We start from the raw sequence: 21,643 nt of genomic DNA on the forward strand, positions 1-21,643 counted from the left end.
CATCCGCAACGGCGACTGCGTCCGGTGGTTACACCCTTTTCTGCTCCCACAGTACTCATGTGATAACCCGGGGTACCCGGGCGCTCCCAATCAAGTTCAGTGGGGAAAGGTCCGCCACCCACACGCGTGCAATAGGCTTTCGTAATTCCAAGTATGTAATGGAGCATGCCCGGACCCACGCCAGAACCAGCCGCAGCGTTACCCGCAACGCAATTACTGGAGGTTACATAGGGATATGTCCCATGATCCACATCCAGCAAAGTGCCTTGAGCACCTTCGAACAGGAGGTTAGCCCCCGCACTGTGCGCTTCATTCAACTCACGCGATACATCAGCCATCATGGGCGCCATCATGTTCGCATGCCGCATGGCCTCCTCGTAAACCACATCGAACTGGATCTCACCGTCCTTGATGTATGGCGATAGTGCCTCGCCAAAATCGAACCGCTGCGAGCCGAGGTATGTTGACAGGACATGATTGTGCAATGCCAGCAGTTCTTTCAACTTCGCAGCAAACCGATCTGGGTACTTGAGGTCCTGTACACGCAGAGCACGGCGCGCAATTTTGTCTTCGTAAGCAGGGCCAATTCCACGGCCTGTAGTTCCGATTTTTTCAGAGCCTCCTTGTTCGCGCGCAGCCTCACGAGCAATATCTAACGCAGCATGGAAGGGCAAGATCAGAGGACATGCCTCACTGATACGCAAGCGAGAGCGTACCTCGACTCCGGCGCTCTCCAGACCTTCAATTTCCTGAAAGAGCTTTGCCGCAGACAGCACTACGCCATTGCCTATGTAGCATTTCACACCGGGGCGCATGATCCCGCTGGGGATCAAATGAAGCGCAGTCTTGACGCCGTTTATGACCAATGTGTGGCCAGCGTTATGCCCGCCTTGGAATCGCACCACGCCTTGGGCGCTCTCGGTGAGCCAATCGACTAACTTGCCCTTACCTTCATCGCCCCACTGCGTGCCCACGACGACTACGTTACGGCCTTTGGTTGCTTTCATTTGTAATCCAACTATTTACTTAATTGACTTAACGACCCAGCGACCAGAGACCTCTACGAGTTCACGATCACAATCAAATTCATCCACTTCGCTCTCATGTCCGGGCAAAACGCACACCACGGTCTCGCCAGCTCTACGCAGTGAAACGATAGTTTCGTTCAATTCATGATTGACCCACCATGGGGCACGAATCGCTGGACGAAGAGCCTTGCCCGGCACTACCGAGGCAAGTTGCTTCAAATCCAGGCTGAAGCCAGCGGCAGGTCTGTTGCGACCGAATACAGCGCCAACTTCATCGTACCGCCCTCCTCTCACCACTGCGTCACTTGCCCCCTCCGCAAAGACAGCAAAGCGCACGCCGCTGTAGTAGGAGTAGCCCCTTAAATCACAAAGGTCAAAACTGATGCGCTCTGAGGGAAAGGTGGAGGCGAATTCACGTAGCTCATCAATGATGTGCTGAATGCCAGGCATGAAGGACAAAGCTTCGGATGCCCGCTCCAACACGCTCTCATCACCATATAGGTGAGGTAACGCGAGCAACCCTTGGCGAGTCTGCTCTGGAAGACTCGAAGAAAGTCTCTCCAATTCAGCCGTATCCTTTCGCACGAGCGCAGCCTGCAACTGCGTACAAAGGCCTTCACTGAGTTCCGCCCCATCAAGTATTTGGCGGACCACACGCACATCAGCAAGATCAATCGTGAAGTTAAAGAGCCCAGCTACGCGCAAGCACTCAGCCGCCAACGTTAAAGCTTCGACGTCCGCCTCCAAACCCGCATGCCCGTATATTTCAGCGCCAAACTGAAGAGGTTCGCGCGTCGCATGAGGCTTTTCGGGCCAAGTGTGAAGAACAGGCCCACAGTAGCAGAGCCGGGTCACTCCTCTGCGATTGAGCAAATGAGCATCTATTCGAGCTACTTGCTGAGTAGTGTCTGCACGCAAACCCATAGAGCGGCCAGAAATCTGATCCACTAATTTGAAGGTTTGCAAATTCAAAGCCTCGCCAGCCCCTGTAAGCAAAGACTCCAAATGCTCTAATAGGGGAGGGATCACTAGTTCATAACCATAGCCACGCGCAGTATCGAGCAAACCACGACGTAACTCTTCGATGTGCCTAGCCTCGGAGGGCAGGACATCGGCAATATGATCCGGGAGGATCCAAGCAGACATTTGGACAGGTGGGTGCTATTAAAACCGTGATTCTACCGGGTACACCCTCAAATCCCTCAGGTTGAGAGCCTCACCGCCCAGACAGAGCCCCCCAAAAGCAGTGTTCTCAGCTGAAGTTCGAAGCTTTCAGCGCCGTTGAGGGCCCGCACCTTGCCCCTCACGAAGAATTTTAAAGAACTCAGAATTGGCCGGATCAACCAGCATAACGTCTGATTTCTTGCTCAGCGTCGCCTTGTATGCCTCAAGACTCCGGTAGAAGTGCGCAAACTGGGGATCCTTTCCAAACGCTTCAGCGTAAATCCTAGCGGCTTCCGCATCACCTTCGCCTTTCACTCTTTGCGCATCTCTGTTGGCGTTAGCTATGGCGATCTCGCGCTGACGATCTGCATCAGCCCGAATTTTCTCGCCTTCTGCAGCTCCGGTGGAGCGCAGCTCATTAGCAACTCGTTTACGCTCAGCCTCCATTCTTCGATAAACGGACTCAGTGATTGCTTCTACGTAATCCACTCGTGTGATACGCACATCGACGACGTCAACACCCCACGGTTTGGAGCCACGGACCGCTGCCAAAACCTCGCGCTTCACATCCTCCATCACGGCCTCACGCTTCAACGAGAGCAACTCTTTCACAGTCCTCTTGTTGATTTCCTCCTGGAATGCGTTCCTAACGACCCTGTTCAATTGAGCCGCACCCGCCTCCTCATCCAGTCCCACATTGCGGATGTACTGAGCGGGATCGGAAATACGCCACCGCACATACCAATCAATGACAACACGCTGCTTCTCAGCCGTGAGCATCGGCTCTGTATCCTTGCTATCCAACGTCAATAGGCGCTTGTCTATGTAAGAAACATTCTGTAGCGGTGGGGGAAGTTTGAAATTCAGACCTGGCTCTGTAATGACCTCCTTGATTTGACCCAAGGCATACACGACCCCAAACTGCCGCTGGTCAACCACGAAAAACATGGAACTCGCCAGCCCCAAAGCGACGAGTAAAGCCGTAGCAAACAATCCAATTCGATTCACAACAATCTCCTAGCGCACTTCGCGCTCACGGCTACGCCCACTGTCCCGACTTCTCGACTCCGCAGGAGATGGAACGACTACGGGAGAGGGTGTTGTCGATGTACCTTGAAGCGTATCGGACCCGTTGGGTACCGATGCGGCGGCACTTTGAATGATCTTGTCCAAGGGCATGTACAGGAGACTTCCGCCCTGACGGGACTCGACAACCACCTTAGTCACATTCGAGTAAATTTGCTGCATGGCTTCCAGATACATCCGATCTTTGGTCACCTGCGGAGCTTTCTGATACTCGACCAATACCGAAGAGAAACGCTGCACATCGCCTTGCGCCTGCGCCACGATTCGAGCTTTATACGCAGCAGACTCCTCCGCCAACCGAGAAGCAGCCCCTACCGCCCGAGGAATCACGTCATTGGCATATGCCTGAGCTTCGTTTTTTGCTCTTTCCCGCTCCTGACCCGCCTTCAGAACGTCGTCAAACGAAGCTTGCACCTGTTCCGGCGGTCGAACTCCACCCTGCTGCAAATTGACGCCAACAACCTCCACCCCAACACCATAACGATCAAGAATGGTTTGCATTAATTTGCGCACGCGGGGGGCAATTTGATCCCGCTCCTCTGAAAGCGCGGTATCCATCCGCATCTTTCCCACAACCTCGCGAACGGCTGTTTCTGCTGCTTGGACAACTGCGTCCCCAGGATTCTTGCTTTCGAAGAGCCACGCACGGGCATCGTTAAGACGGTATTGAACAGCAAACTTGATCTCAACAATGTTCTCATCTTCGGTCAGCATGGCCGACTCACGCAGACCCGTGCTCTTCACGATGGAGTCGCGACCTACATCTGCCGAGCGGATCTGTGTAACAAAAACCAATTCATGCCGCTCGATGGGATACGGTAAACGCCAATTGAATCCCGCACCGACCGTTGCTTTGTACTTTCCAAACTGTGTAATGACGGCTTGTTGGCCTTCCTTAACGATAAAAAATCCGGAAGCCATCCAAACCAGCACCGCGACCCCAGCCAACAATGCAACACCGATACCTGCATTGCGCGCATCAGAAGGTCGCCCTCCGCCCACACCTCCACCACCACCTGAGCCACCAAAAAGACTGCCAAGTTTACGATTGAGATCTCGCCATAGTTCATCCAAATCCGGCGATTGACCTGCACCACCAGAACCAGGAGCGCGCCCTCGATCACCCGAAGTAGGAGGCTTGCGGTCATCAGGTTTGACCTCATCGGCAGGCTTGTCATCCCCCCGACCCCAGCGAGGGTCGTTGAGATTAAAAACTCCCAATATCCTCTGCGGCAAGTAAACACCAAGCGATTTGTAATTTTGGAAAGTCATGCGCACATTCTCTGATTTTCGATGAGAGCTACTCATGCATTGTGCCAAGGTGGTCGTGTGAGATGAGAGATTCAGCTTGCACGCTTGGGGATATCGACTCTCGCCGAAGGAGAACCGCCTTCGCAAGAGCGGTACGCAGCTCCTTGATTCCGTCTCCAGTACGCGCGCTCACAAACAATCTAGGGGTAACCGTGCCGTCAAGCTCGTAGGTGTCTTGCAATCGGCGCGGAGTCAATTCCATCGACATCACATCCGACTTATTGAAAACCAATATCTGCGGGATGGACGAGGCGCCTATTTCTGACAACACCTGCATTACTTGGATAATTTGCTCAGGAAATGACTCACTTGAGGCGTCGACCACGTGCAGAAGAAGATCCGCATCCACGGCCTCCTGAAGAGTGGCCTGAAAGGCATCGATCAAGCCATGAGGCAAGTCTCTGATGAAGCCTACTGTGTCAGACAGCGAAACTGATACCTCAGCTTCAGACAAGTACAGCTGGCGCGTTGTAGTGTCCAAAGTGGCAAACAACTGGTCTGCCGCATATGCCCGCGCCTTCACGAGCGAATTAAACAAAGTGGACTTGCCAGCATTGGTATAACCAACCAAAGAAACAGAAAAGGCATTTCGACGCTCTCTCTGCCTACGCTGCGTGGATCGCTGCAATTTGACCCGCTGCAGACGTTCTTTAGTTCTTTTGATCGCATCGCCAATCATTCGACGATCCAACTCAATCTGGGTTTCACCTGGACCGCCACGAGTGCCAATGCCACCTCGCTGACGCTCCAAGTGAGACCAGCGCCTCACCAACCTGGTACTCAGATACTGCAGTTTTGCCAACTCGACCTGAAGTTTCCCTTCGTGACTTCGGGCCCTTTGCGCAAATATCTCCAAAATAAGAAACGTCCGATCATTCACCGGCCGCTCTAGATGGCGCTCCAGATTACGTTGTTGTGCAGGGCTTAGCGCTTGATCAAACAGTACCTCCACAGCGCCGTATGCTTGTATGAGCATACGAATCTCGTCTGCCTTTCCACTACCGACAAACAAAGCTGCGTCAGGTGCTTTACGTTTGCAAGTTATCTTGGCAACAGGATGGAGTCCCGCGGTTTGAGCCAGCAGGGCGAGTTCCTCCAACTCCGCATCAAAGTGGGGAGCACCAAGATCAACACCTACCAAAATTACTTTCGGTGCAACAACTAAGGGCATGGGTGCACCGCGGGAACGAAATCACACCACATCAGCCCACCTCGGTCTGATGTGGCTGCGATCAGCGAGACACTACGCGTTGGCATCCGCTTCGGATGACTCCGCTGTGGAGAAATTCACTGCACGGCCGGGAACAATCGTAGAGATGGCGTGCTTGTAGACCATCTGAGTGACTGTGTTACGCAGCAGCACTACATACTGATCAAAAGACTCGATCTGCCCCTGAAGCTTGATGCCATTCACCAAATAGATGGATACAGGGACATGCTCACGCCGCAAGGCGTTGAGGAATGGATCTTGGAGAAGTTGGCCTTTATTGCTCACGATATGCTCCGTGTTCAAAAATGTTGTTGTAAAGCAGCACCATACCACACCAAATGAGCTGGAATCCGATGCTGAACATTGCCCCTTGTGATTTCAAGGCAAGTCCTTGCTCTCATGGCGTGGCTAAAAAATCAACGCTCAGCCTTCAGTCTCGTCCTTGAAAGGATTGTGAGAAGTCTTCATTTCGATGCGCAGGGGTGTTCCCACAAGCCCGAACTCCTTCCGAAAACGACTTTCGAGAAATCGCTTGTAAGCAGCCGTCACATGCTCAAGAGAATTGCCGTGGATAACAATCACCGGGGGGTTCATGCCACCCTGATGCGCATAACGCAGCTTTGGTCGAAACATGCCAGAGCGCTGTGGACTTTGAAACTGAACTGCCTCCTGCAGCAGTCGGGTCAACACTGGCGTGGGCATCTTGCAGTTAGCAGCCTTGTAAGCTTGAGCGATAGAGGTCCACAACGGTCCCAACCCCTGTCGTTTCTTGGCCGAGATGAAATGCAAAGACGCAAACTTCAAGAACGACAGACGAGACTCGATGGAACGCTCCAGCATTTGCCGCTCATAGTCATCCACCGCATCCCATTTATTGATAGCCAAAACAACTGCACGACCACTCTCAAGTATGTAGCCTGCGATGTGAGCGTCCTGGTCTGTCACACCTTGCGTGGCATCAAGTAGCAACAGAACCACGTTGGCTGACTCAATCGCCTGCAATGTCTTCACCACAGAGAATTTCTCGATAGCCTCAAACACCTTGCCTTTACGACGTAATCCTGCGGTGTCTACCAACTCAAATTTCTGTCCATTTTTCTCAAATGGGACCGATATGGCATCACGAGTGGTGCCAGGCATATCAAATGCAACTAGTCTTTCCTCGCCTAGCCACGTGTTGATAAGTGTCGATTTACCAACGTTAGGTCGTCCCGCAACGGCCAGCTTGATTACGTCAGAAGGTGTTGCATCCAGTTCATCCTCCACCGCCTCGGGGATATTGAGCAATTCGAAAGCCTGATCAATTAGGTCCCGAATTCCCTGACCATGAGCAGCAGAAACCCCCTGAACTTGACCTAACCCCAGTTCGTAGAATTCAGCCAACTGAAGACCTTCAAGCATGCCCTCTGCTTTGTTGGCAACCAACAGACAGGGTTTGCCCAAGCGTCTCAGGTACTTGGCAATATCGTGGTCCTGGGCAGAAACTCCAGCACGGGCATCAACGAGAAAGAGTACTACATCAGCTTCGGCTACAGCCTGCTGTGTTTGCTTGGCCATTTCGCGGTAAATACCAGAGGAAGCATCGGGCTCAAAACCACCCGTATCTACGACGATATATTCTTTCTTCCCCTGTCTTCCGTTGCCGTAATGACGATCTCGGGTCAGGCCTGCAAAATCGGCAACGATGGCGTCGCGAGTCTTCGTCAGACGGTTGAAGAGCGTCGACTTACCGACATTCGGGCGCCCAACGAGGGCAATAACTGGCTTCATCAAAAACTCATTCAATCTGGACGGAAGCCGTAAATTGCCCCAGACCGAGTCACAACGACCAAGGTATCAGCCGCCACCACAGGGGCCGCAGCCACGCCAGAGGTATCCGTGGCGACACGATTCAAAGGAGCGCCATCAGAGCGCCCCAAAAAGTGCACCCAACCATAGTCGTCGCCCACAACCACGGAACGGCCAAGCGCCAAGGGTGCAGTCAGCTTACGCAACTTGAGCCGATCGGTAGACCACAGTCGAGAACCATCCTCTCTCCGCCAGGCGATAACTTGTCCATTGTTTTCCGTACCGTAAACTGCTTCGGCATCACCATGCACTCCCTCGGAGCCACTTGCAGACTGCGTCCAAGTCACTGATGCGCGATCACGCAAGACATTTACACACCCAACGGTGGCTTGAAATGCTCGTGCGCACAGGGAATCACCAGAGCGACTCACTCTGCCTACCAAGTCCACCAAGCGTTCAACATCGTTGACGCCGCGAGGGCTGGCGAGCGGGACTTCCCAACGGGGGGTACCGGTATCCGGATTCAGCCCAACCAAACGTCCTGACAACCCCACCACTAAAGTGTCACCAACGGGGACAATGACTCCCGCCTGCTTCAAAACCAGGGTATCGCTGCTCTGCCGGAGTTGCGTCCACAACTTCTTACCCGTCTGCATGTCGAACGCAAGAACAGAACGGTCTGCGGACAATACAAACACACGCCCCCCGGCAACCAATGGTGCTGTGAAGACTTGCGAAGGGAGGGCTTGACGCCAAAGCTCTCGCCCCTCATTCAGGAAGATCAAGACATTTGCACGGGAAACCACCGCAGCATATTTGCCATCTCCACCCGCTCCCGCGGACAGCGACTCACCCAGCGTCGCCCTCCAGATATCCCCTCCAGTACGAGCATCGATAGCGGCAACGACACCATCGGCCGAACTCAATAACACGCGGTTATCCTGCACCCGCACGTCCATTGCGGGAAGAGCAACAGCACCCACCTTGGAGGTCCATACTTGGCGAACCCCAAGCAAAGGGACGTTTTCACCCAGATCTGGAGGAGCTACCTTGCTACTCCCCCAGAATGAACAAGCACTCAATAGCGCAGAGAGAACGACAGGCGTCACTCTCAACCATCTGGACGAAAGAAGAGTAGACATCGAAAGGGTGGATTTCATTTTTTAACTTCGGAGGAAGCTACGGTGCCAGGCTGAGCATTCTGCGGATCTACGCCTAGAGCATTAAGTTTGACTTCGACAAGACGCCGATATTCCAACCCCTCTTCCAAGCCTTTAAAGGCACGGGTGTATTCGGACACTGCCTCACTTGTTTTGCCCATCAGCATCAGTACATCACCTCGCCTGTCAGCCGCCACCGCTTCGAACTCCGCAGGGAAATTCGTCTGAAGCAACTTCAGAGCAGCTTCAAACTCCTTCTGCTCCATCAGGACAGTAGCTTGTCGCAGTTTAGCGACAGCCTTGTAGCCTGCGTCCGATGAATGCTCAGAGATCCAGCCAAGTGCTGCTTTAGCAGCATCGGGCTTGCCGCTCTCCTGCATGGACTTTGCCAACGCGAAGCCTGCCATGTCAGCTTGCGGGGTACCCGCATATTTCGACTGAAGATCAGCAAATGCCTGTTCCAGCCTGCTTTGATCCTTGGCCTGAACAGCAATTTCTACCGCATCCAGGAGCGCTGCAGCTTGCGATGCTTGGCGGTTTTGCCAGTATTGGTATCCATTCCACCCAGCAAGACCCGCCATCACAATGACGGCGACGGCGCTGATGGGTGTTCCCCATGTGTTCCAGAAATGCTTGAGCTGGTCAAGCTGTTCCTGTTCTTCGAGATCTAAGTGATTTGCCATGAAGATTCTTTTTTCTGGTTCAGTGAACTGGACGGGATTGTAGGGTGCTGCCCCAAGAAGCAATTTGGGCCAAGGGTTGCTCAATCTGCGATCCTTCCCCATCGCGCAACGACTTGACAGCGACCACGTCTCTCTCGAGTTCTGCCTCACCAAACACCAGTGCAAAAGAGGCACCGCTGGCGTCTGCACGTTTGAACTGAGACTTCATGCTACCCATGCTACCGGCCGCATCAGTGGAGGCATGGATCTGAACGCTCACTCCCAACTCCCTCAACTGTTCCACTACAGCTATCGCACGAGGCAAAGAGGCTGCATTCGGAACAACCGCATACACATCAGGGGCCACATTCACCTCTGCACGTCCTTGCTCTTTGAGCAACTCCAGGACCCGCTCCACACCCAGCGCCCACCCCACGGCTGGTGCAGGTTTACCGCCGATTTGCTCCATGAGGTAATCGTAACGGCCACCGCCACAGATGGTCCCTTGAGAGCCCAACTGATCCGTCACAAACTCAAACACCGTCAAGTTGTAGTAGTCCATACCGCGGACCAGTCGTGGGTTGAGGGTCCACGCAACACCATTGGCATCCAGAATGGCTTTAACAGCATTGAAGTGCGACAAGGACTCTTCGCCCAGAAACTCGATCAGTTTCGGGGCTGCATTCACGATAGCCTGGAGCGCGGGATTCTTGGTATCAAGAATACGCAAAGGGTTGCTGTACAGGCGCCGCCGTGCCTCCTCATCCAAAGCGTCCATGTGTTGCTCCAGATAAGCGATCAAAGCTGCCCTGTGGGCCTGCCGCTCGGCTGGCTGACCCAAGCTATTGAGCTCCAGGCGAACGTTCTGGAGTCCCAGTTCCCGCCACAGGGCGTTCGCAAGCAAAATCAATTCGGCATCCACCTCAGCGCCTGGAAAACCCAAGGCCTCGGCACCAATCTGGTGGAATTGTCTGTAACGGCCACGCTGAGGCTTTTCATGCCGAAACATAGGCCCCATGTAGTACAGGCGCTTACCACCGTCGTACAACAAAGAGTTCTCAGCAACGGCACGCACTACACCCGCCGTCGCCTCAGGTCGGAGAGTGAGCTGCTCACCATTCAGTCGATCCTCAAAGGAGTACATCTCCTTCTCCACAATATCCGTCACCTCACCCAAACCGCGCACAAAGAGAGCAGTTTGCTCAACGATGGGGGTACGGATGTTGCGATAGGCGTACCGCGCCATGAGGTCTCTCACCTTGGCCTCAAGCCATTCCCATCGAGCCGAGTCGAGGGGAAGAATGTCATTCATGCCTTTGACGGAAGTGACTTTTTCGGATTTTGAAGAGGCCATTGCCTTGGAGGTACTCACAAATTTTTTATTAAAAATAGGTCAATGAAGGCCATGCGCCAAGGCAAAAGACCTTCGCACAAATCAATTGCCTCAGGCTACCGCGGCAGCCCCGAAGCGACGTTCAATGTAATCTTCAACGATCTGATGGAACTCGGCTGCAATATTGTCGCCGCGCAAGGTCATGGCCTTTTCGCCGTCGATAAATACGGGCGCAGCAGGAGCCTCACCGGTTCCTGGAAGGCTGATCCCGATGTCAGCGTGCTTACTCTCGCCCGGGCCATTCACAATGCATCCCATCACCGCCACACGCAAACCCTCCACCCCGGGGTACTTCACGCGCCACACCGGCATCTGCGAGCGCAAGAAATCATCAATTTGCTTGGCCAGCTCTTGGAACGTGGTGCTCGTCGTTCTTCCGCATCCTGGGCAAGCAGTCACGCTGGGAACGAAAGCCCTGAGCCCTAACGATTGAAGAATTTCCGACGCAACGACAACCTCCTGGTTACGAGATTCCCCAGGCTGAGGTGTCAATGAAACCCGAATGGTGTCTCCGATACCCTCCTGCAAGAGAATGGAGAGTGCAGCGGCGGATGCAACGGTCCCCTTGGTGCCCATTCCTGCCTCAGTCAATCCAAGGTGAAGGGGGTAGTCGCATCGGCGCGCCAATTCGCGGTAGACACCTATGAGGTCCTGCACACCGCTGACTTTGCAGGAGAGGATGATCTGATTTCCATCCATGCCCATCTCTTCGGCACGTTTGGCAGAGTCAATGGCGGAGGAAATCAGCGCTTCATACATGACTTGTCGAGCGTCCCAAGGCTCGGGTCTGCGGCTGTTTTCATCCATCAAGTGGGCGAGCAGTTCCTGATCCAGACTCCCCCAGTTGACCCCTATGCGTATGGGCTTGTTCCAGCGCATCGCTGCTTCGATCATTTGACCGAACTGGCGATCTCGCTTGTCGCCTTTACCCACATTCCCAGGATTGATACGGTACTTGGACAACGCCTCAGCGCAGGCGGGAAACTCAGACAACAACCGATGCCCGTTGTAGTGAAAGTCACCTACCAAAGGCACTGTTTCACCCATGCGGTCGAGTTGCTCACGAATGTAGGGCACTGCAGCAGCAGCTTCAGGTGTGTTGACGGTGATGCGAACAAACTCAGAGCCCGCCTGCGCCAATTCCTTGACCTGAATGGCCGTGCCTATGGCGTCAACGGTATCCGTGTTGGTCATGGACTGCACACGTACCGGAGCCCCTCCCCCCACCGTGACAACACGGTTACCCCAGACTACGCGGGCTTGGCGAGTACTACGCACCAAGGGAGCCACGAGCGGGATGGGCATGCAAACATCCTGCGAATCCATCATTGCTTCACCTCAAAGCGCGCTACGTTTTCACGAGAAACCGTCGTCAGTTCAAAAGCCTTGCCACGCACAAAGACGTCCGTGACGTCAGCACGCCCTACCACCACGCTGAACGGAAGAGAACCTGACACCGGCGCTGAATCACCAGCTACGAGCTTTTTCTCAAAAATGACACGTCCGGAAGCGTCTTTCACCTGCACCCACGAATCTGCGCGGGCGCGCAGCAACAAAGGTATCGCTGCGTCTTCAACCGGAGCATTCGCCGTACTGGCACTTTGCACCACCGGCACGGAAGCTGGCGCGCTCACGGAACTCGCAGATTGCGCATTGGGGGCTGTAGCAACACCAAGCGAAGGAGTGTTAGCCTGCGGCTGCGCCTCTTCGACTATCAAGGGCCTGGGTGCCGATGTTTCGGTAACCGTGGACTGAACTGTGCCTGCAGATGGAGTAGCCGCTGGTTCCGAAGGCTTCATGACGCTCATGATCCGCCAAAGCTGCAAATCAGATGGCCAGTAAAAAATAGCAGCAGCTCCTACCAATAGAACAGCCCCGCCCCACATCAGCCAGTTGGAGTGCTGGGCTCCGCGTGAAGGTGAAAATGTCTTCCCCGCCGCAGATGTTTTGACGGGAGCATTGAGATCTGGACGCTCCGGTACCAAGCGGGGACTCTTGGACTGGGGCAAAAGCAACAATACCGGGGCGGGATCTAGCTTCAGGGTACGACACACGCTAGAGGCCAGTGCGCGCAGGAACACGGTGTCCGGCAAGAGTTCCAAATGGTTGGACTCAAGGGCTTCCAGCTTGCCGACAGGCACCTTCAAAGCGACCGCCAAGGCTTCAATATGAATACCTGCAGCTTCGCGCGCACTCTTGAGAATTTCCCCTGCGGTGGATTGCATCGGCTCCGCACCCTCATGCACGGAGGTCGATGTGGACATCGACTCACTCATTAAAAGCTCCGCGCTGGTAAGCGCTCATCTCGGCGGACTCAGGAAAGCGCTTACGCAACTGGTCACCCAATTGACGCAACGCCACGTTATCGCCCACCGCCTTCTCGACTTTGATGCCTAGCCATAACGACTCAGCATTCGCATATTCGCTGTTGTTCAATCGACGTATGTAGAACTGCGCGCGCGTCAAGTCCTGCTTACGGAACATCGACAAGGCAAGGTGATAGCCAACGACAGGGTTACCAGCATCCAGCTGATACGATTTCAAGAACGATTGCTCTGCGTCTTCAACTTTTCCTGCACTCGATTGGCATAGTCCGCGTGCCATCAAGGTTTTGGCTCGACTCAGATACGTGGGATTGGCAAGGGCCTTGTCAAACTGCTGGTCAGCCTCGGTGTAGCGTTTCTGCTGGCACAGCAGCCATCCGTAGTTGTGCAAAAGATCGGAATCATTGGCCCGCATTGAGACAGCACGCCTGAAGCTGTCCTCAGCCTGCGCCAAATCGTTCAGTCGCATGTAGATAAGGCCACGCATGTTGAAGGCATCTGCGTAGCTCGGATCCGTAGCCAAAGATTGCTTTACTTCATCCAGCGCTACAGTCGTTTGGCCGTTCTCGAAATATTTGGCGGCCAACTCAAGACGAATACGAGCCCGCCGACGAACATCCGGCTCATCAGACGGCGTGACGATGGAGGAGGCGTTATCAGCAGCCACTGTGCCGCCATTGGTAGCACAGCCCTGCAACAACGCAACTGCGCCGGAAACCCCTAGCAACAACAGCGTGGTGCGGCCATACACCGTCATCTGCTCCATCCATCTCACCATAGAGAGCCTCCTTTTTTCAGCAGTTCATGCAACCGGTTTCAGCACGATAGTGCGCTGCTTGGCCATACGCTCCGCGGCACGGGTACGGTCTTTCACATCGCCTGCAAGTTGACCACATGCTGCATCGATATCATCCCCTCGGGTCTTGCGGATTGTTGTGACAATCCCGCACTCGCTCAAAACCTGGGCAAAAGCTTGCACCTGCTTTTGAGGAGATCGGAGGAGGCCTGAAGCAGGAAATGGATTGAAGGGGATCAGGTTGAGCTTACAACGCACCCCTTGGCCTTGCTTAGGCTGCACCAAGTCCGCCAACTGACGAGCATGTTCAGTTTGGTCATTTACGCCATCGAGCATGCAGTACTCGAACGTGATGAAGTCCCGGGGGGCATGCTGAAGATAACGATTACAGGCATCCAGCAACTCGTGAATCGGATATTTCCGATTCAAAGGCACAAGGTTGTCACGCAGTGCATCGTTGGGGGCATGAAGGGATACCGCGAGAGCTACAGGGCAATCTTGCGCCAACCTGTCCATCATCGGCACGACACCTGATGTGGATACAGTGACACGACGTCTGGACAAACCATAACCATGATCGTCAAGCATCGTGCGAAGAGCAGGAACGAGCGCAGAGTAGTTTTGCAGCGGCTCTCCCATGCCCATCATGACCACATTGGAAATGACTCTTTCAGCAGACTGAAAGCGCGCACGAAGGGAATGCTCTGCGAACCAGAGTTGCGCAATGATCTCGCCAGTTGTCAGGTTGCGACTGAACCCCTGGTGACCCGTAGAACAGAAACGGCATCCCACGGCGCAGCCCGCCTGGGAGGAAATGCAAAGAGTGCCTCGGTCATCTTCAGGAATAAAAACCGATTCAACGGCATTTCCGTCGCCCACGTCGAACAGCCACTTGACCGTTCCATCCGCTGATACGTGCTCACTGATAACAGGCAGCGCTTCTATTCGGGCACAGCCCTTGAGTTTCTCCCTCAAGGTCTTTGCCAAGTCACTCATCGCATCAAAATCGCTGGCGCCCCGCTGATGAATCCAGCGAAACAACTGCGTCGCGCGAAAGCGCTTCTCACCCAGTCGCTCACAAAAAGCGACGAGGGAATCGAGATCAAATTCAAGGAGATTGGTGGTCATTGCGGCAGCCCTGCGCGAGACCGCTCGCAGCTGTCCCCATGGCCTAGCATTCCCACTGAGGTGGGTTCAGACATGGGGACCGCCATCTCAGCGGGAGTAGATGTTCAGACCGGGGAAGAAGAACGAAACTTCCACTTGGGCAGTTTCGGGAGCGTCAGAACCGTGCACAGCGTTGGCGTCGATGCTGTCGGCAAAATCTGCACGAATGGTGCCAGCTTCAGCCTTCTTGGGATCGGTAGCGCCCATCAGTTCACGGTTTTTCAGGATGGCGTTCTCACCTTCCAGAACCTGGATCATCACGGGACCAGAAACCATGAAGTCCACCAGATCCTTGAAGAAAGGACGCTCTTTGTGAACGGCGTAGAACTGTTCAGCCTCCAGGCGCGACAGGTGAGCCATGCGGGCAGCAACAACCTTGAGGCCAGCGGCTTCAAAACGGGCGTAGATCTGGCCAATCACGTTTTTGGCGACTGCGTCAGGCTTGATGATGGAGAGGGTACGTTCGATAGCCATGTTGATTCCTAATAAATGTTGCTAAATTCTTTTGCCCAGCGGACAAAACTCTTGATTGTAGCTGGGCTGTGAAAAAGTTATCGACTCCGCCCCCTGCGGCCTGGAGGGGTTCGTTGAGCCTGGCGGTAACGTGTCAGGCTGTCAGACCCGATGTAGCCCACAGAGGTTTTCATAGGATCTGGCTGGGCAGATGAACGGGATCGGTCACCCGCCATGGCACCTTCGTCACGACGACGCCCCCGAGACTGTCCACCACCTGAAGCTCCGGGCCCAGACTTGCGCTGCCCACTAGGCGCTCCTGCGCCCTTGCCAGAGCGAGCGCCCGGGCCCCGCCGCACGGGCATGTTTGCATCCCGGTCTGCAGCACCTGCGCCGGCATTTCCGCCAGCAGCTTTTGACAAAGCGCGAATGTCCGCTTCATCAAGCTCCAGCCAAGCGCCACGCTTGAGCCCCCGGGGAAGAACCATCGCACCATACCTGATGCGAATCAAGCGGCTGACAGCATGTCCCACTGCCTCCATCATTCGCCGCACTTCCCGATTGCGCCCCTCGGAGATCGTGACGCGATACCAGCAATTAGACCCCTCCCCGCCGCCATCTTCGATGGAGCCGAAGGCCGCCATACCGTCATCCAGACGAACACCGTCCAGCAAGCGCTGCTTTTCTTCGTTACTCAAGGCACCCAGCACGCGCACGGCATACTCGCGCTCAAGCCCGAAACGGGGGTGCATCAGCTTGTTGGCCAACTCACCAGAACTCGTGAACAGCAGCAGTCCCTCTGTATTCAGGTCAAGACGTCCCACGGACTGCCACTTGCCATGCTGCAGGCGAGGCAATTTACGAAACACCGTGGGCCGGTTTTGCGGATCGTCATGCGTAACCACCTCGCCCACGGGCTTGTGATAGGCAATCACCCGCGCAGGAGGAGGATCAATGCGGTAACGAATGGGTTTTCCATTGACCTTGACCTGGTCCCCATACTGGATGCGCTGCCCAATATGGGCCGGCTCGTTGTTGACGGAAATACGCCCTTCCAGAATCAGTTGCTCCATCTCCAGCCTGGAACCGAGCCCCGCCTGAGCCAGTACCTTATGGAGCTTGGGTGTTTCCACCTGAGGCAAGAGGACGCGCTTGGCGGGTTGCACATCGGTGACATCATCCTCGTCGAAGCGCCCAGAAACCACATCCGAAAACTCGTAACCCTGCACACCCGCAGAGGCCTGCGCGCGAGGCTTGCCCCGACCTTGGGAATCGCGGTCACGTCTGGGCTTGGCTGGTTCAACGGATGTTTCCATCACTGGGGCAGAGGAGCCAGCCACCTCTTCCGAAACTGGCGACGTCACCACATCCGGCGTGTCCTCAATCTCTGGCGCTTCAACGGACTTGCTCTTCTTGGGCGCAGCGCGTTTCCGAGGCACTTTGGGTTTTGCCGAAACGGGTGCTGTCGCGACCTCAGACAAACCCTGCTCTGAAGGTACTTCTTCCGTGTTCACAACGGGATTTGAATCATTCATGTGGTGTTCCTGCGATGCCACCAGAGGCATCGTCAACGTGATCATTGCGAAGGCTCTCCTCCGCAGCTTCAAACAAATCAGCACCCGGTCCAGAGGGAACTGGCGTGCCAGGGCTTGCGGGCTCTTCCGATGAGGGCGATCCGGCTTCAATACCGACCTCATCCACTTCCAATCCAAGCGACTGATTGGCAGCCATCGCCTCCAGCACGCTGGCGTTTGCGGCGGGATCATCCAGCACGGGGAGCTGGTCGAGCGAGGCAAGACCCAAATCATCCAAAAACTGCCGCGTGGTAGCGAACAAGGCAGGTCTGCCTACAGTTTCCCGATGACCAATTACTTCGACCCAACCACGGTCTTCCAGCTGCTTGATGATCAGACTGTTGACCGTCACCCCACGGATATCCTCGATATCCCCGCGCGTCACGGGTTGTCGGTACGCAATGATGGCAAGAGTCTCCAGCGTAGCACGGGTGTAGCGAGGAGGCTTTTCCGGATGTAGCCGGTCAAGGTATTCACGCATTTCAGGCCGACTTTGAAAACGCCATCCCGATGCCACCTGCACCAGTTCCACCCCACGCTGAGCCCAGTCACGCTGCAAATCCTGCAGCAGCATTTTGAGCGTATCCGAACCCAACGCATCATTGAACAAAACCCGCAGCTCACGCAAAGGCACGGGCTGAGGGGCACAAATCAAGGCAGTCTCTAAGACCCGCTTGGCATCCACCGAGTTCATGGTTCAGCGATTCCGGAAAAAGGCCCACCCAAATATTATGGGGAGCTCACCGATGCAGGGAATGGTCAAAAGCGCTATGAGCGCGCTGTCTGTACACAGCACTTGCCCGATGCAGCCAGGTGCTCGGGAATATGGACAGGCCTCACGGCCTCTCAGACCCTGTGTTCAAGGTCTTGGTGTTGCGGATTGTAGCTCAGCCCCCAAAACGAGAGCGCCGCCTGCATATCCAGTGGAAGCGGTGCGAACAAAACAAGCTCATGGCCAGTGACAGGATGGAGAAATGCAAGGCGGTATGCATGCAAGGCCTGCCGCTGCATCTGATCCACTGGCGCGCCGCCATAAAGAAGATCCCCGACAAGCGCATGCCCTATGGATGCCATGTGGACTCGTATCTGGTGGGTGCGGCCGGTGTGCAGCGTACATTCCACCCAGCACCCATCATCACAGCGCTGCAAGATGCGGATATCCGTCTGCGCCGTTTTGCCCGCATGTGTAGTCAAGTCCACCACAGCCATGCGCAAACGGTTGCGTGGATCACGACCAATCGGCGCATTCACCACGCGCAAATCCGCACCTCTCCAAGGACGATGCCCCAAGGCAAGGTATTTACGACTGACCTGCCGGGCCGCAATCATCTGCACCAACGCATCCATGGTGGATCGATCACGCGCCACCACCATGAGCCCGCTGGTGTCCTTGTCCAGCCGATGAACGATTCCCGCTCTGGGCACAAGCGCAGCCTTCGGGTCTCGCCCAAGCAGCCCATTGAGCAACGTGCCGCTCCAGTTGCCCGGTGCCGGGTGAACCACCATCCCCGCAGGCTTGTTGATGACGAGAAGATATTCATCTTCATACACCACATCGATTGGAAGAATTTCAGGCCGAAAGGCTTGGCTCTGCAGCGTGGGACGCATCTCCAGAACCAGAACGTCGCCCGCCTTGACCTTGGTTGCGGGCTTGGGGGTGGGCTTGCCATTCAACGAAAGCAGCCCCTGCCCCATCAATTGCTGCAGGTAGCTACGTGAAAGCTCCGGCACCAGCTCTGCCAAAACTCGGTCCAGTCGCACTCCATGCTGCGCGGTGCCTACGGTCATGGTACGCAACTCGGCATCAGGAGACGACTCATCAACCTCATCGGCCAAGTCTACGGACGCGGACTCCATTGAAGAAGCAACGGGCTGCATCGCGCTCAACACGATCGCGTCAGGCACCGCGAGTGGCGTCAAAGACTGTGGGTTTGCTGGCTCCAGAATGTCCAAAGGGGCTTGCGCCCCTTTGACTGATTTTGATCTGGTCGCCATTACCGTGCTGGCAGATAGCGAGATGGATCTACAGGCTTGCCCTGACGCCGGACCTCAAAGTGCAGCTTGACACGATCAGCATCGGTACTGCCCATCTCGGCAATCTTCTGCCCGCGCCGCACAGCCTGGTCTTCCTTCACCAGCAAGGTCTGGTTGTGGGCATAGGCCGTGAGGAAAGTATTGTTGTGCTTGAGAATGATCAGGTTGCCATACCCACGCAGCCCCGCACCGGCATACACCACGCGGCCATCGGCGGCAGCCAGGACAGGATCGCCCGCCTTTCCGGCAATGTCATACCCCTTGTTGCGAGCCTCGTCAAAACCGGCGATCAAGGAGCCAGCAGCGGGCCAGATGAACGACACATCATCTTCAGCAGCTCCCGCTGGCGGCGAGGATGGCGTAGGCTGCGCTACTGGGGCAGACGAGGCCGCCACCACCGGAGCGGGATTGGAGGCTGGGGTCTTAGGGGCGCTGGAAGCACTTCCCGCAGCCGCAGGCGTAATGGTTGACGAAGTCACGGGGCGCGTCACCACGCCTGTGTCGGACGCCACAACTGCAGCCGCTGGCGGCGCTGGGGGGGGCACCGAAGCCGTCACACGCAGCACCTGCCCAACCTCGATCAGATTGGGGTTCTCCAGATTGTTCCAGCGAGCAATATCTTTCCAGCCCTGGCCGGTTTCCAGGCCAATGCGAATCAGGGTATCGCCGGGCTTGACGGTGTAGTAGCCAGGCTTGCCGGCGTTTTCTGCACCTGGCAGAGGCTTGACCGGGGCCGCCACAACCACACCGGGTTGGGGCGAGGAGGCTGGAGTACTTTGAGTGAAAGTACCACGATCCTCCACTGGGGCCTTGTTCAGGCGGGTGCCGCAACCGGACAGCAGAAGCCCTGCCACCGCCACGGAAAACCCAACCACAAGACCTCGCGATACGAACATAAGCAATTCCCTTCAGGCAATCCCCGATTTTAGGGGGACAAAATGAACCGGCTCGAGCACGTTTTGTTTCAAACCGTGCACTGTTTTGTCGATTACCAGCAACATTTGCTGCCCTGCTGCCACCGCCATCGGCGCAACCAGGCGCCCTCCTACGGCCAGCTGGTCGCACCAGGCTTGGGGCACAGAGTCACCGCCTGCGGCGGCGATGATGGCCCCATAAGGCGCCCCCTTCGCATATCCCAACATGCCGTCCCCAAAAATCAAATGCAGATTGGGCAGACGGAACGGGCGCAGATTGTCCCGCGCCTTTTCGTGCAGGGTACGCACCCGCTCCAGGGTGTACACCTCAGGCGCCAACATGCTCAGCACAGCCGCCTGATAGCCACAGCCCGTGCCAATCTCCAGCACGCGCCCCAGGCCTGCGCCAGTTCGCACCAGCTCGGCCCCCAGCGCCAGTTCGCACATGCGGGCCACGATGCTGGGCTTGGATATGGTCTGTCCCATACCGATCGGCAAACTGGTGTCTTCATAGGCCTGGTTGCCCAACGCACTATCGACAAAACGGTGGCGCTCCACCGCTCCCATTGCAGCCAGCACCGGCGCAGCAGTAATGCCACCCGCAACCAACTTTTGGACCATGCGTGCTCGTACAGCAGCAGAATCCAGCCCCGTACCGGTTGCCGTAGGCACAACCGCACGGACCGCCGCAGGCAAAGAAGCAGAGGGCCGCGGCGTGGCCGGCCCGGATGCCCCCGGCAGCTTGGCAGGAAACCCTGGGCGCCGCTGCATCAGCGCGCGCTCCCCGCTGACTCGCCCACCTGCATGCGTGAAATAGTCTGGGCCCAATAGCCCAGATGGTCATGGTCTGTCAGGTCCACCTTGAGAGGCGTCACTGCCACATGCCCTTGTGCCGTGGCGTGGAAATCCGTGCCTTCGGCATCATCCTTGGCCGGGCCTGCGCCTCCGATCCAGTACATTACCTCGCCGCGCGGGCTTTCCTGCATGATCACACGCTCTGCCGCATGGCGGCGCCCCAGGCGGCACAGCTTCAAGGGTTTGAGGGCGGAAAGAGGCATGTTCGGAATATTGACATTCAGGAGCCACGGAGCTTGTTCCGCCTGTCCCGCTTGCCCCAACAGATCGCCCGACATCATCTGCGCCACAATCTCCCGCGCCTTGGCGGCTGCGGCTTCAATCTCGCCCCAGCCTTTGTCCACCTGAGAAAAAGCGATGGCCGGAATACCGAACAGATAGCCCTCCATGGCAGCCCCCACCGTGCCAGAGTAGATGGTGTCATCCCCCATGTTGGCACCGTTGTTGATGCCAGAGACCACGAGGTCAGGCCGATAACCCAGCAAGCCCGTCAGGGCAATGTGCACGCAGTCTGCGGGTGTTCCATTCACATAACGAAACCCGTTGTGTGCCTTGTGCACATACAGCGGCGAGTGCAGGGTCAGCGCGTTTGACTTGGCACTGTTGTTGTGCTCAGGTGCAACCACCTCGACATCGGCAATCGTCTTGAGCGCTTCGTACAACGCCACAATGCCGGGCGCCTGGTAACCGTCGTCGTTGGAGATGAGAATTTTCATGGTGGCAC

21 protein-coding genes (1 of these 21 cut by a window edge) are annotated in these 21,643 nt (G+C 55.9%); all 21 read right to left on the minus strand.

What is annotated here, in order from left to right; all coding sequences use genetic code 11:
* A protein-coding gene (locus AACH87_RS15720) for an adenylosuccinate synthase (RefSeq protein WP_338795418.1) crosses the window boundary here: on the minus strand, window positions 1–1,007 show its 5' portion. Its footprint begins 370 nt before the window's first position; only the first 1,007 of its 1,377 coding nucleotides appear in the window; it begins with the start codon at window positions 1,005–1,007; its stop codon lies off the left edge, out of view.
* A 15-nt stretch (window positions 1,008–1,022) separates the two neighbouring features.
* Window positions 1,023–2,174, minus strand: coding sequence for an ATP phosphoribosyltransferase regulatory subunit (locus AACH87_RS15725; RefSeq protein WP_338795419.1), 1,152 nt, complete (start codon window positions 2,172–2,174; stop codon window positions 1,023–1,025).
* Between the two features lie 126 nt (window positions 2,175–2,300).
* Window positions 2,301–3,200 carry a protease modulator HflC gene (gene hflC / locus AACH87_RS15730; RefSeq protein WP_338795420.1) on the minus strand — a complete coding sequence of 300 codons (900 nt, stop codon included), beginning with the start codon at window positions 3,198–3,200 and terminating at the stop codon, window positions 2,301–2,303.
* A gap of 9 nt (window positions 3,201–3,209) precedes the next feature.
* Window positions 3,210–4,550 (minus strand): FtsH protease activity modulator HflK, encoded by a 1,341-nt coding sequence (gene hflK / locus AACH87_RS15735; protein WP_338795421.1) that lies wholly within the window; start codon window positions 4,548–4,550, stop codon window positions 3,210–3,212.
* Window positions 4,551–4,578: 28 nt separating this feature from the next.
* Window positions 4,579–5,760, minus strand: a complete 1,182-nt coding sequence (gene hflX, locus AACH87_RS15740) for a GTPase HflX (RefSeq protein WP_338795422.1) — start codon at window positions 5,758–5,760, stop codon at window positions 4,579–4,581.
* 72 nt (window positions 5,761–5,832) lie between these two features.
* On the minus strand, window positions 5,833–6,084 hold the full coding sequence (gene hfq, locus AACH87_RS15745) for an RNA chaperone Hfq (protein ID WP_338795423.1): 252 nt from the start codon (window positions 6,082–6,084) through the stop codon (window positions 5,833–5,835).
* Between the two features lie 138 nt (window positions 6,085–6,222).
* Entirely contained in the window at window positions 6,223–7,569 is a 1,347-nt protein-coding gene (der, locus tag AACH87_RS15750) for a ribosome biogenesis GTPase Der (RefSeq protein ID WP_338795425.1), read from the minus strand.
* 11 nt (window positions 7,570–7,580) lie between these two features.
* Window positions 7,581–8,729 (minus strand): outer membrane protein assembly factor BamB, encoded by a 1,149-nt coding sequence (bamB, locus tag AACH87_RS15755; protein WP_338798985.1) that lies wholly within the window; start codon window positions 8,727–8,729, stop codon window positions 7,581–7,583.
* Window positions 8,730–8,743: 14 nt separating this feature from the next.
* Window positions 8,744–9,430: a tetratricopeptide repeat protein gene (locus AACH87_RS15760; RefSeq protein WP_338795427.1), complete on the minus strand. Its 687-nt coding sequence runs from the start codon at window positions 9,428–9,430 to the stop codon at window positions 8,744–8,746.
* A 19-nt stretch (window positions 9,431–9,449) separates the two neighbouring features.
* The gene (gene hisS, locus AACH87_RS15765; RefSeq protein ID WP_338798986.1) at window positions 9,450–10,763 is read right to left on the minus strand and encodes a histidine--tRNA ligase; all 1,314 of its coding nucleotides are present in this window, start codon (window positions 10,761–10,763) and stop codon (window positions 9,450–9,452) included.
* A gap of 90 nt (window positions 10,764–10,853) precedes the next feature.
* Window positions 10,854–12,107 (minus strand): flavodoxin-dependent (E)-4-hydroxy-3-methylbut-2-enyl-diphosphate synthase, encoded by a 1,254-nt coding sequence (gene ispG / locus AACH87_RS15770; RefSeq protein ID WP_338795428.1) that lies wholly within the window; start codon window positions 12,105–12,107, stop codon window positions 10,854–10,856.
* Between the two features lie 20 nt (window positions 12,108–12,127).
* Window positions 12,128–13,066: a helix-turn-helix domain-containing protein gene (locus tag AACH87_RS15775; protein ID WP_338795429.1), complete on the minus strand. Its 939-nt coding sequence runs from the start codon at window positions 13,064–13,066 to the stop codon at window positions 12,128–12,130.
* 4 nt (window positions 13,067–13,070) lie between these two features.
* Window positions 13,071–13,904: a type IV pilus biogenesis/stability protein PilW gene (gene pilW, locus AACH87_RS15780; RefSeq protein ID WP_338795430.1), complete on the minus strand. Its 834-nt coding sequence runs from the start codon at window positions 13,902–13,904 to the stop codon at window positions 13,071–13,073.
* Window positions 13,905–13,928: 24 nt separating this feature from the next.
* On the minus strand, window positions 13,929–15,050 hold the full coding sequence (rlmN, locus tag AACH87_RS15785; RefSeq protein WP_338795431.1) for a 23S rRNA (adenine(2503)-C(2))-methyltransferase RlmN: 1,122 nt from the start codon (window positions 15,048–15,050) through the stop codon (window positions 13,929–13,931).
* Between the two features lie 87 nt (window positions 15,051–15,137).
* A complete protein-coding gene (ndk, locus tag AACH87_RS15790) occupies window positions 15,138–15,563 on the minus strand; it encodes a nucleoside-diphosphate kinase (RefSeq protein ID WP_338795432.1) in 426 nt (141 codons plus the stop codon).
* A 77-nt stretch (window positions 15,564–15,640) separates the two neighbouring features.
* Complete coding sequence (locus AACH87_RS15795; RefSeq protein WP_338795433.1) at window positions 15,641–17,077, minus strand: pseudouridine synthase; 1,437 nt, start codon at window positions 17,075–17,077, stop codon at window positions 15,641–15,643.
* Window positions 17,070–17,810 (minus strand): SMC-Scp complex subunit ScpB, encoded by a 741-nt coding sequence (gene scpB, locus AACH87_RS15800; protein ID WP_338795434.1) that lies wholly within the window; start codon window positions 17,808–17,810, stop codon window positions 17,070–17,072. Before scpB ends, AACH87_RS15795 begins: the two co-directional genes overlap by 8 nt.
* Window positions 17,811–17,962: 152 nt before the next feature.
* Complete coding sequence (locus tag AACH87_RS15805; RefSeq protein WP_338798987.1) at window positions 17,963–18,973, minus strand: RluA family pseudouridine synthase; 1,011 nt, start codon at window positions 18,971–18,973, stop codon at window positions 17,963–17,965.
* Between the two features lie 137 nt (window positions 18,974–19,110).
* Window positions 19,111–20,046: a peptidoglycan DD-metalloendopeptidase family protein gene (locus tag AACH87_RS15810; protein ID WP_338795435.1), complete on the minus strand. Its 936-nt coding sequence runs from the start codon at window positions 20,044–20,046 to the stop codon at window positions 19,111–19,113.
* Window positions 20,047–20,058: 12 nt separating this feature from the next.
* Window positions 20,059–20,835, minus strand: coding sequence for a protein-L-isoaspartate(D-aspartate) O-methyltransferase (locus AACH87_RS15815; protein WP_338795436.1), 777 nt, complete (start codon window positions 20,833–20,835; stop codon window positions 20,059–20,061).
* A complete protein-coding gene (gene surE / locus AACH87_RS15820) occupies window positions 20,835–21,635 on the minus strand; it encodes a 5'/3'-nucleotidase SurE (RefSeq protein ID WP_338795438.1) in 801 nt (266 codons plus the stop codon). The genes AACH87_RS15815 and surE overlap by 1 nt, the downstream gene beginning before the upstream one ends.
* Window positions 21,636–21,643: the final 8 nt, after the last annotated feature.

Source organism: Acidovorax sp. DW039 (genome assembly GCF_037101375.1).
Classification (GTDB): domain Bacteria; phylum Pseudomonadota; class Gammaproteobacteria; order Burkholderiales; family Burkholderiaceae_C; genus Acidovorax.